The organism is Bifidobacterium sp. ESL0819 (assembly GCF_052606245.1).
Window position 1 is genome coordinate 1,934,589 of record NZ_CP199587.1, and the last position, 10,915, is coordinate 1,945,503.

Consider the following 10,915-nt stretch of genomic DNA (forward strand, 5'->3'; position numbering starts at 1 on the left):
CGAGCTGGTCCATCAGGCCTTGGCGCCCGGCACCTGATGGATCAAGGCGCTGATCCAGTCCTCTAGGTTCCGGTACTTCTCAGGGCGCTGCTCGCTGACTTCGAACACCGGGACATGAGCCTTGCGGGCCTGAATGGCCAGCTCCTTGGAGGTTCGATTGACTTCCTGAACGTTGAGCACCAGCATGTCCAACCGTCTGGAGGACAGCAGATGCCGGAAGGCCACCAGGTCCTCGGGCGAGGGCTCGCTTTCATTGGCGGCCGCCCGCAGGTACCCCTCGGGGGTCAGATCCTCCATGCCCAGATCATGGCAAAGATAGTAGGCAGCCGATTCCGTGGCCGCGTAGTGCCATCCCTGGGTCTGCTTGCGCGCTTTGGCAATCAGATCGTCCAGACGGGCCTGTCGACCTTGCCAGTCCTGGTAAGCCCTGTCGAAGTCGGCTGTTCGGTCGGGACGCAACTGCCCATAAGCCTCATGCACGGCCTTGGCAGCTGCTCTCCTGCCCTGCGAGGAGAACCAGAGATGGGGGTTATCGCCAGCCTTGCGTCCCGAGGCCTTGGATATGTCCACCATACGGGCCTGCCCGGTTTCAGCAGCCTTGGCCGCCCAGTCGTCAATGCCTGCACCGTTGACTATGACCAGATCAGCACGGCTGATCCGGGCGATATCTGCCGTTGTCGGCTCATAGTCATGGGCGTCAGTTGATGTGTTGCTCAGAATGGTATCCACCCGAGCCTGGTCGCCGCCCAGATCCACAGCCAGGGACTGCCACTGATTGATGCTGGTCACCACCTGCAGGGGACCGGATCCGGCAGCGGACGGGGACGCAGTGCTCGTTCCGCAGCCTGTCAGACAGGTCAGCAGGGTCAGTCCGGCCATGAGAGCGGTGGCCATGGTGCGGATCCGGCGGTGGCGTGAGCTGCTGGCATGCATGGATGGGGATTCCTTCCTAGCGACTGCAAGAGGCCAGTTGACGGCCTCACGAGCGTTACTGAGATTGATTATCAATAAATGTACCATAGATTACCTTTGACCAGAATTCATGAAAGCGTCCGAACAGATACCTGCAAAAATGGCCCTCGTCCGCGTACATTCTCTATACTGAGCTGCGGGTACATTTTGGTTGGGAGGAATTGCATGGGTACATGGCTGGCAAAGGTCCATCTGACCCAGGGATGGCTGCCCGCGACGATGTTCACCCTGACGGCCCTGGTCCTAGTCCTGCTGGTGTTGACCGGACTGACTCATGGACGCTGGCGGACCCTATTGAGACAGTTCGCCATTGCCGTGGGCATTGGGGCCTTGGGACTGCTGGCTACTTGGCTGGTCTCCGACGTCTTCATGCTCTTTGGGGTATCTTTGGGTTGGATGGTCATCATCACTGTGGCCCTGTGCTTCCTGGCTGCCGGGTTTGCAATCTGCATCCTGTTCACTGCACGTGGATGGCGTCGGTTCCTTGCAGCCCTGAGCGTCCTGCTCTGCCTGCTGTCCACCGGACTTCGCGTCGATATCATCTACGGGGAGTTCACCACCCTGGGATCCCTGTTCGACGTCACCCTTTACCCGGACTACGGAAGTCATCCAGCGGCCAGACCGGCCATGAGCGTGGCCCAATGGCGGTCCCGGGCCTCCCGAGGCGATCTGCCGTCCTATCCGCGCAGCGGCCGCTCCTACAGCGTGCGCATCTCCAATGACAGCTCACAATTTCTGGCCCGTCCGGCCGATATCTACCTGCCGCCCGCCGCGCTGAGCGAAAAACCGCCAGCCCTGCCAGTCTTCGTCCTCCTGGCTGGCCAGCCCGGCAGCCCCGATCGGCTTTTCACTGCCGGATCCATCCAGGCCATGATGGATGCCTACGCCGCGCAACACGATGGCTTGGCTCCAGTGGTGGTCTCCCCTGACCAGAACGGGTCTTCGTTCCACAACAGCCTGTGCGTGGACTCCCCCGTCTACGGAAAAGCCGAGACCTATTTGAGTCATGACGTGCCTGCCTGGATCCGCGCCAACCTGCCAGTCGCCAGTCAGCCGCAGCTCTGGGCCATCGGCGGATTCTCCCAAGGTGGAACCTGCTCCACTCAGCTGGGAGCACGGCATCCCGACGTCTACGGGAACATGCTTCCAGCCGACGGGGAGCTGGAGCCGACCCAGGGTCGAAAGGACCAGATGATCCACGACTACTTCGGCGGCGACCGAAAACGCTTCCTGGCCCAGGTCCCGGCCAGAGCCATCCTGGAGCGGGCTCCATCAAGTCAGCGTCTATTCACTGCTGCTGGATCCAACGACAAAGAGTCACAACACAATATGATGATCATTGCCAAGGCCGCCGACCAGGCAGGCATGAGCGTGGAGGCCGTCGTCACCCAGGGATCGGGCCATGACTGGCACACGGTCAAGGCCGCCTGGAAACCCGGGCTGGAATGGCTGGGCGAGGCCATGGGTTTGGGAAAAATGTCCCAGCCGGTCCAGGATTTTCCGGATATTGTTGTAGCAAACATCGGTTCAACTGCCGACAGGACAGACTAGCCGAATCCATAAGCAGAGAGAGCCGCATCGATCATGCAGACAACGAATAAGAGATACGGACTGATGGAGCCTTCAGCAAAGACCGTCCTTCTGACAGACTTGGCCCATTGGGCCAAACGCCACGCCTTAGCACTGGCCTTCAGCCTCGGACTGATCCTGCTCAATCTGATTAGCTGGCTGCTCATCTGGCTGCTGCGCATCCCCGGCAGAGCCCGGCTAGGTATGCCTCTGTCCGATCTGATCTTTCTTCAGGCGTCCAGACCCTTCCATGGACAGGGTCAGCACTCGCTCCTGCTCCAGTTCGCACGACTGCTGGTATCCCTGGTCATCACTCCCGGCCCCCTGCAACTTGCTATAGACGTAGCCTTGGTCCTCGTCATGCTGTGCATCGCCGAAACCCGTTTAGGGCGCAGGCGCACTGTGCTGGCCGCAGTCATCAGCGCCATAGGCGGCACAGCAGTCGGTCTGATCATCTGCTCGCTGATCAATGCCCTCCAAAGCCATTGGTCCTGGTTCATACGAGTGCCCATGTCGCTCAGCCCCATCATCCTGGTGGTCGGCTCCCTGATGGCCTCCATCCCTTTCAGCGACTTTCTCTGGCGACGCAGGATCGCCACCATAGGTTACACAGCTTTGATCCTTATAGTGCTGTATACCGGCAATCCTGGTTATTATTGCGCCCTTGCGGCAGCCTTGATCGGCCACCTGACCGGACACCTCTGGCATGGACCAGCCCAGGATGCCAATCCGCACGGGCATAGTGGCTCCTACGAGACCCGTCATCTGCTGGGCGCCGTCTCCACGGTGCTGGCTCTTGGCCCCGTGGTTACCATCTCCTCGCGAATCCGCGCCGGATTCTTAACCCCCTTGGGCACATTCCTCAGCCCGACTAGAGTTGGCAACGCTGCACTATCCCACTGCCTTGCCGAAAACAACCAGGCCAGCTGCTATGCCCAGTACGGTCTGGTGAACGGCCATGGCCCCACAGGCGTCTCGTCCTTGATCATGCCCACCTTGGTTCTGCTGGTGGTGGCCTGGGGCATCTACCACGGCCGTCGAGTCGCTGCCGTCACCGGTCTGGTTCTCAACACTCTGAACATCGTCCTGGCCCTGCTCTATTTCCTGGTCTTCCCCCTGACCATCGGAGAAGGCCTGGCCCAGGCCATTCGACATGGCGCTTTGCCCTCGCTATTGGTCATCACCCTGCCGCCATTGATTCTCAGCTGGTTCCTGGCGCGCAATCTGCGCATCTTCCTGGTGCGGACCAAGACCTCACGTCTGCAACTGGGCTGGGCGGCCATCGTTCTGGCCTTCCTGACCACCGCCATGGGCTATATGGCATTCACGGCCGTCAGTCCCGGCTCCTTCAATCCACGGCCCACTACCGGCAGGGCACTCTCCCAGCTGCCTGCGCTCTACCTGCCCAATGGAGTAGCTTCACGCTTCCTTCCAGCCCTGGTTCCACGCACCCCCACGGGGAGAATAGTCAGCCACGGAATAGGGCTGATTTTCTGGCTAGTGGTCCTGGTGGTTCTGCTCTCCTGGATGCGCAGCTCGGTCATCCAAAACGGCAGCGAGCGTCAGGAGGCCGATCAGCTGGTGGAGCATGGAGGTGAGAGCATGTCCTTCATGACCACATGGGAGGGCAACAGCTACTGGTTCTCTCACAGCGGCCGATCGGCCATCGCCTACAGGCTTTTGCACAGCATAGCCCTGACCACCACTGGTCCATTCGGCGACCCTGACGAGTATGCGGACGATCTGGACGAATTCACGCGCTTCTGCAACGCCCACTCCTGGTCACCGGTCTTCTATAGCATCCACAAGCCCCAGCGCGATCTGCTGGCCGCCCGCGGCTGGTCCACCCTGACAGTCGGCACAGAGATGGTGATCACCCCCAGCCTCTGGCAGACCAAGGGCAAGAAGTGGCAGGACATTCGCACAGCCATCAACAAGGCCAAGCGCGACAGCATCACCGACGTGCTGACCACATTCAACGACGCCTCCTGGGACGTCCAGTCGCAGATCGTGGACATCTCCGAGCAGTGGGCTGAGCTCAAGGCGCTGCCTGAGATGAAGTTCACCCTAGGGGGCCTGGATGAGCTGAGAGACCCGCGCATGGCCATCCTCTATGCCGTAGATGGCCAGGGGAAAGTGCTGGCCGTGACCAGCTGGATGCCCACCTACCGTCAGGGCCAGGTGATCGGCTGGACTCTCGACTTCATGCGGCACAGGACCGACAGCCCTAATGGCATCATGGAGTTTCTGATAGCGCGCATGGCCGAACGGCTGCGCGACCAAGGCACAGCCGAATTCATGAGCCTTTCGGCCGCCCCGCTGGCCGGCATGGACAGCAGCGAGGATAACACCGATGAACAGAGCGAGGATCGGACCGCCTTCCTGCAACATGCCCTGCGTCTGGTGTCCGACCTGATGGAACCAGCCTATGGCTTCAGCTCGCTCTTCTTCTTCAAGAAGAAGTTCCAGCCCAGCGAGCACCCGGTCTATATCTGCTACCCCGACCCGGCTCAGCTAGCGCAGATCGGACTGGCCGTAGTCCAGGCCTACCTGCCCAATCTCAAGGCTTCGCAGGCCTGGGATGCCATCAAGACCATCATGCCTAAGGGCAGGGAGGATCACTGACGCGCATCTGATCAGAGCGGTCCCGACAGCTGTTGCACAGGCCGTAGACCTCCAAGGTATGCGAGGAGACAGTAAAGCCATGTTCAGCTGCCACCGCCTTCAGCCAGTCCTCATCCGGAGGGCTGATCTCCACGGTTCTGCCGCAGCGTTCACAGACCAGATGGTGATGGTGTTTTCGCTGAGCCAGGCAGACCCGGTAAAGCCGGATGCCTCCATGCTCAATGCAATCCAGATTGCCGGACATATGCAGGGTGCTCAGCTGACGGTAGACCGTCGCCAAGCCGATTCGCTGGCCATCATCGCGAAGAAGCCTGTGCAGCTCCTTGGCTGAGACGAAGTCGTTCTGGGCCTGGAGAACTCTCCAAACGGCGTTTTTCTGCCACGTCCGGCGACCGACGGATGAGTCAGCGTTCATGATTAGACACACTCCTTGGGCTCCCCCAAGCCTACATCCGGCTTGCCGATAAAGATGTGAGGATTCGGTTCAGTCCAGGTCGGACCAGCAACCTGTGGCCTCCAGATCCCGGGCGGTCCTTTCAGGATTGTCGGTCAGCACCGTCAGATGCCCCATCTTGCGGTCGGTGCGTACCTCAGCCTTGCCGTAATCATGCAGGGACCATTCGGGGTGCTTACCCAGCAGCCTCCTGACCGGTGCCACATGCTGGCCCAGAACGTTGACCATGACCGCGGGGCTGAGCAGGCGAGGACTAGGCAGGGGCCACCCGGCGATGCCCCGAACATGGGCATCGAACTGGTCCATGGAGCAGGCCTCGATGGTGTAGTGACCTGAGTTATGGGGCCGCGGAGCCAATTCGTTGACCACCAGACCGCCATCGGGCATGACAAAAAGCTCAAGAGCCAAGGTCCCGGCCAGCTTGAAGCCGTCCGCGAGCGTCAGAGCCATGTCACGCGCACGGTCAGCCATCGCAGGCTCGACCTTGGCTGGTGCCAGAGTCATATGGAGGATGTTGCGACGGTGCTCGTTGCGCACCATGGGGAAGGTGACATAATCCTTCCCGTTGCCTGAGACCAGTATCGAGGCCTCGAAGGCGAAGTCCACGAACCCCTCCAGTACGGAGGGCGGAAAGTCCCGGCCTTTCATTCGCGCCATCAGCGCCTGAAAATCCTCATTCGTGCGCAGCACTGCTTGGCCATGGCCGTCATAGCCGCCGGTTCGCGTCTTGAGCACAGCAGGCATTCCCAGCTCCTGCAGGGCTGCATCCAACTGATCAAGACTGTCGACCTGCCTCCAAGGAGCCGTATCTATGCCATGACGGTTGATGAATGTTTTCTCGTGAACCCGATCCTGGGTGACCCTGAGCAGGTCGGTCCCTTGGGGGACGGCCACACGATCCCTCACCTGGTCCAGTGCGTCGGCATCCACATTCTCGAATTCGTAGGTGAGCACATCGCTGCGTTCAGCAAGCCGCTTGAGGGCGTTAAGGTCGTCGTAGTCGGCTGTCTCCTGAAAATCAGCCACCTGGGCTGCGGGAGCATCGGGCGTAGGATCCAGCACACCGATGCGAAATCCATGGTATCGGGCGCTCAGGGCCATCATCCGTCCCAGCTGACCGCCACCCACGATCCCAATGACGGACCCCGGCTCCAGGTGATCAATGCTCCCCTTGGTCTCCTCAGACAAGCTGGGCATTGGATGCCTCCACAGATTGAGCGAGCTCGGTACGGTAGTCATCCAGGGCCTGAGCAAGTTCGGAATTGTTGATTGATAGGATCGAAACCGCCAAGAGACCGGCGTTGGCGGCACCTGATGCTCCTATGGCCGTGGTCGCCACAGGTATGCCGGCAGGCATCTGGACGATGGACAGAAGTGAATCAACTCCACTCAAGGCATGTGATTGCACCGGCACCCCGATGACCGGCAGGGTGGTCTGGGCCGCCACCATACCAGGCAGATGGGCTGCTCCGCCAGCCCCGGCGATAATGACCTCGGTGCCCTGGCTCCGTGCCTGATGCGCGAACTCGGCCATGCGCCCAGGCGTGCGATGGGCGGAGATGACCTCCTTGGTGTAGACAATAGCGAACCGGTCAAGCATCCGACAGGCTCCCTTCATCGTCTCCCAGTCGCTCGATGATCCCATGATCACTGCGACGCGTGCCCCTTCATGTGTATTGTCAGCCATCGGCCCTCCAATGTTCATGCACATTCGATACTACGCAAGACCGGGGAGAAGCCGCCCAATCGTGACGGTCCTATGGATGTAAGGGCCGGACCTGGTGAACATCGGGCTTTCACGGCTCCAAACCGCTGCTCCGGACCTAGAATCATTGGATTGCATCAAGGAAACAGACAGGAGGGCTATGGGCAAGCTTCTGGACAGCATCGACTCCCCGCAGGATCTGAATGTTCTCTCCTTAGAAGAGCTGAACCGTCTGGCCGACGAGATCCGTCAGCTCCTGATCCGCTTCTGTCGACGTCACGGCGGCCACTTGGGCTCCAACCTGGCCACCATCGAACCCATTATTGCCCTGCACCGCGTCTTCAATATGCCTCATGATCATCTGATCTTCGACGTCTCCCATCAGGCCTATACCCACAAGATCCTGACCGGTCGGCGCCGGGCCTACACGGACCCTGAGTCTCAGGAGGACCTGTCAGGTTTCACCTCGCCCAAGGAGAGCCCTTACGACGACTTCATGCTGGGGCACACCGGCACCTCCATCGGCCTGGCCTGCGGGATGGCCGCACAGCGGGATGCTACCGGCGGCAAGGCCAACATCATCGCTTTCATCGGCGACGGCTCCCTGAGCAGCGGACCAGCCTTCGAGGGGCTGGACTGGGCTGCCGAACAGGGAGGCAACCTGATCATCGTGGTCAACGACAACGAGATGTCCATCGCTGAAAACCACGGGGGGCTGTACAAAAGTCTGGCGGCCCTGCGTGCCAGCGGGGGACGCAGCTCAGACAATCCCTTCCGGGCGCTTGGACTGGACTACCACTACGTGGAGGAGGGCAACCGGATCGAGGACCTGATCGAGGCCTTCCGTCTGGTCAAAGACACCGACCATCCGGTGGTGGTCCATATTCACACCCGCAAGGGCCTGGGGCTGGGACAGGGCAGTCAGGGGCAGGCCGGCCCGTCTTCCATAGCCCAGGGCGATGGGCAGACAGCCCATATGACTTCCCTGCCTGATTTGCCCGCCGAAGGTCCGGTGGAGGCCAACCACTGGCAGGACGGGCTGGACTCTCTGAATCGCCTGCCCAATTCACGAAAGACCTACGGAAGAATGGCCATGCAGGCCTTGGAGGCCAGGTTCCCGCAAGAGCCGGGCCTGATGGTCATCTCCCCCGCCACGCCGCTTTCAAACGGCATCGATCCCGATTCCCGACAGCGGGCCGGAAACCACTACCGCGACGTGGGCATCGCCGAATCCCACGCGATAGCCTATGCCGCTGGCATCGCCAAGGCCGGAGGCACTCCCGTGGTCGCTACCTCGGCTACTTTCTTTCAGAGGGCCTACGACCAGATCGAGCAGGAGATGGCCTTGAACGGCAGCGCAGTGACTCTGCTGGTTTTCTCCACCGGCATCGCCAAAACCGATGCCACGCATTCAGGCACGGCCGACATGGTCATGATGCGAGGAATCCCTGGACTGACCTGTCTGGCTCCGAGCAGCGGGGACCAGTTTCTGGACATGCTGGCATGGGCCACTGGTCCGGCTCGGCGGCCTGTGGTCATCAGGGTGCCCGGCGAGCGCACGCTGGCGACAGAACGGGCAGGCAAGCCAGTAGCGACGGCTCCAGAACCCTTGAAGACCGATGCTGCATGCAGATCGGACGCTGCCCCCTGGGATCGCTATCGCATCCTGCAAAAAGGCAGAACAGTGGCCCTGCTGGCCCTGGGCGATGCCCTGCCACTGGGCTGCGGCCTTGCTGATTCCTTGGAGAGGTCCATGGGGCTGAAGCCCACACTGGTAGATCCTCATCGCTATGACTGTTTGGATGAGCAGACCCTGGATGCCCTGGCCAGCACCCACTCTCTGGTGGTCACCATCGAGGACGGCCAACTGGACGGCGGCTGGGGACAGGCCGTGGCAGCCTACTACGGACCTGCTGAGGTTCACACGTTGGCCTTCGGAGCAGCCAAGGAGTTCAACGATCGAGTTCCCCAAGCCACCCTGCTGGAAGGATATGGCATGACCGTTCCTGCAATGACTCGAGCGATATCGGAAGCCCTAGTCGACCAGGCTTCATAGATCTGACCCGCCGGTGGACCCGGGCGGGTACAATGAAATGGTTTGGCCCCGTAGCTCAGCTGGATAGAGCAACTGACTTCTAATCTGTAGGTCGAGAGTTCGAATCTCTCCGGGGTCACCAGTCGGGTTCCCCGCTCCTTTACTGGAAGCGGGGAGTCAACTTGAGCTCATATCTCATAAAATAATGTGTAAGACGAAATACTAACGAGTATGACGATTTCCGGTAGTTGACAACTACCGACACCGGTTTGTTCATGATCGGCGGTTTGCTATCTCAAGTGCGCAAGCAGTCCGGGCTTTGCACAACGGAATGAAAATTCACGGATCGTAGACAAGATCACCGGCTAAGCTTATCAATTTCCCGTATTGAACATGCAGCGATGGTAGGCCCGTCAATGTGCAGCCCATCACGAATCATATTGGTTATGTCAGCTGACCGCAGCAATTGCAGATCCTCCAGTTCCCAATCGCTGCCGTGATGGCCACTATCGACTGCAGGAATGGACGAAGCGCTATCAAGCAGCATCTCCATCACCCGCACGTCGTCTTGGACCATTCCGGCATCGGCATGAAGCCTATGCAATTGACGGATGGCATCAGGCTGCGCCCACAATCCAGTCTCTTCATGCAATTCGTCAATGGCTGTGGTCAGGGGATCTTCACCTTGCTCCCCCATGCCTCGCGGAAATTCCGACGACCAATCTCCAACGGCAACCCGCCGATGGCGAGCAATCAGATAAAAGTCCCCTTCCCCCGTTGAATGACTGTCACTCAGATGACGCCTGGTCGACCCTGTTTGACAGATGCCACGTGCAAAGTCATGTCAGCGCCTGTCTTTCTTGGCTTGACATCCACAGCAGTCACAGTGAAGTCAGCGCCCCCGGTTTCCGTGAAGACCTCCCGATGCCTTATTTTCTGTAAAGGGCCTACGCGCCTTGGCGGATCTACATTTTTCGCATCCACCGTCTTGGTTGATGATTTCGGCATACTCAAACGGGCTTCACTGTTGAGCGAATACCATGATTTGTGCCGCCGAATGCTAGTCATACATCCACTCCGCCATCGTCGGCAACTCAGGAAAAACTTCAATAAACCAGGCCGCTATCAATATCAGGATAATAGACACAGAGCCTGAAAAAATGATCGTGTCACAGATGACGGATATAGCGGCGATGATCAGAGTTGCAACAAACTGCTTGATAATTTTTGGGTTGTCTTGCCCCGGGTCAACTGCGATGCTGACTTTTGCACACAATAAGCAATGTTGCGAATATACCGATGCTGCACAGAGGCAGAAGCATCCGGCCTGCAACCAGGTCACTGCTGTATCGCGCTTCTTGACTGATAGCAGAACTGCACAAAGCAGGCGTAAGACATCTGCCCTGATACTTCTATGACTTGGCCCGACAGTATCAGTGCACGCCTGCCTTCTCGGTTCGCGGCTGATTTTGCTCAAAACATCCTAAAGACAGTTTTTCCTGTCTCGTTCGCCGAGCTGTCGATCACCAGGTACGCAGGCAATCGACAGGAGCCT

General features: G+C 59.5%; 9 protein-coding genes and 1 tRNA gene. 4 read left to right on the top strand and 6 right to left on the bottom strand.

Annotated features, from left to right (window positions below; translation table 11 throughout):
• Nucleotides 1–12: 12 nt before the first annotated feature.
• Nucleotides 13–933, bottom strand: coding sequence for a metal ABC transporter solute-binding protein, Zn/Mn family (locus ACUIAD_RS08140; protein WP_445343277.1), 921 nt, complete (start codon nt 931–933; stop codon nt 13–15).
• Nucleotides 934–1,137: 204 nt separating this feature from the next.
• On the opposite strand from ACUIAD_RS08140, the gene ACUIAD_RS08145 reads away from it, so the two are divergent.
• On the top strand, nt 1,138–2,523 hold the full coding sequence (locus ACUIAD_RS08145; protein WP_445343278.1) for an alpha/beta hydrolase: 1,386 nt from the start codon (nt 1,138–1,140) through the stop codon (nt 2,521–2,523).
• Nucleotides 2,524–2,556: 33 nt separating this feature from the next.
• Entirely contained in the window at nt 2,557–5,166 is a 2,610-nt protein-coding gene (locus ACUIAD_RS08150; protein ID WP_445343279.1) for a bifunctional lysylphosphatidylglycerol flippase/synthetase MprF, read from the top strand.
• On the opposite strand, the gene ACUIAD_RS08155 is transcribed toward ACUIAD_RS08150, so the two are convergent.
• The 3 genes from ACUIAD_RS08155 to purE all read right to left on the bottom strand — a co-directional run bounded on the left by ACUIAD_RS08155 (nt 5,144) and on the right by purE (nt 7,307).
• Complete coding sequence (locus ACUIAD_RS08155) at nt 5,144–5,581, bottom strand: Fur family transcriptional regulator (protein ID WP_110452419.1); 438 nt, start codon at nt 5,579–5,581, stop codon at nt 5,144–5,146. The two genes, ACUIAD_RS08150 and ACUIAD_RS08155, sit on opposite strands and share 23 nt — an antisense overlap.
• A 69-nt stretch (nt 5,582–5,650) precedes the next feature.
• A complete protein-coding gene (gene purK / locus ACUIAD_RS08160) occupies nt 5,651–6,817 on the bottom strand; it encodes a 5-(carboxyamino)imidazole ribonucleotide synthase (protein ID WP_445343280.1) in 1,167 nt (388 codons plus the stop codon).
• Nucleotides 6,801–7,307, bottom strand: coding sequence for a 5-(carboxyamino)imidazole ribonucleotide mutase (gene purE, locus ACUIAD_RS08165; RefSeq protein WP_445343281.1), 507 nt, complete (start codon nt 7,305–7,307; stop codon nt 6,801–6,803). Before purE ends, purK begins: the two co-directional genes overlap by 17 nt.
• Nucleotides 7,308–7,485: 178 nt before the next feature.
• On the opposite strand from purE, the gene ACUIAD_RS08170 reads away from it, so the two are divergent.
• A complete protein-coding gene (locus tag ACUIAD_RS08170; RefSeq protein ID WP_445343282.1) occupies nt 7,486–9,381 on the top strand; it encodes a 1-deoxy-D-xylulose-5-phosphate synthase in 1,896 nt (631 codons plus the stop codon).
• A 44-nt stretch (nt 9,382–9,425) separates the two neighbouring features.
• Nucleotides 9,426–9,502, top strand: a tRNA-Arg gene (locus ACUIAD_RS08175).
• 216 nt (nt 9,503–9,718) lie between these two features.
• On the opposite strand, the gene ACUIAD_RS08180 is transcribed toward ACUIAD_RS08175, so the two are convergent.
• Nucleotides 9,719–10,186 (bottom strand): NUDIX hydrolase, encoded by a 468-nt coding sequence (locus ACUIAD_RS08180; protein ID WP_110452423.1) that lies wholly within the window; start codon nt 10,184–10,186, stop codon nt 9,719–9,721.
• Nucleotides 10,187–10,420: 234 nt separating this feature from the next.
• A complete protein-coding gene (locus ACUIAD_RS08185; RefSeq protein ID WP_445343283.1) occupies nt 10,421–10,837 on the bottom strand; it encodes a hypothetical protein in 417 nt (138 codons plus the stop codon).
• Nucleotides 10,838–10,915 lie beyond the last annotated feature (78 nt).

Bases quoted from the DNA above. Each gene is read 5' to 3' on its own strand.
- ACUIAD_RS08150 (WP_445343279.1), top strand. From the start codon at position 2,557: ATGCAGACAACGAATAAGAGATACGGACTGATGGAGCCTTCAGCAAAG.
- purE (WP_445343281.1), bottom strand. From the start codon at position 7,307: ATGGCTGACAATACACATGAAGGGGCACGCGTCGCAGTGATCATGGGA.
- ACUIAD_RS08170 (WP_445343282.1), top strand. From the start codon at position 7,486: ATGGGCAAGCTTCTGGACAGCATCGACTCCCCGCAGGATCTGAATGTT.
- ACUIAD_RS08140 (WP_445343277.1), bottom strand. From the start codon at position 933: ATGCATGCCAGCAGCTCACGCCACCGCCGGATCCGCACCATGGCCACC.
- purK (WP_445343280.1), bottom strand. From the start codon at position 6,817: ATGCCCAGCTTGTCTGAGGAGACCAAGGGGAGCATTGATCACCTGGAG.
- ACUIAD_RS08155 (WP_110452419.1), bottom strand. From the start codon at position 5,581: ATGAACGCTGACTCATCCGTCGGTCGCCGGACGTGGCAGAAAAACGCC.
- ACUIAD_RS08145 (WP_445343278.1), top strand. From the start codon at position 1,138: ATGGGTACATGGCTGGCAAAGGTCCATCTGACCCAGGGATGGCTGCCC.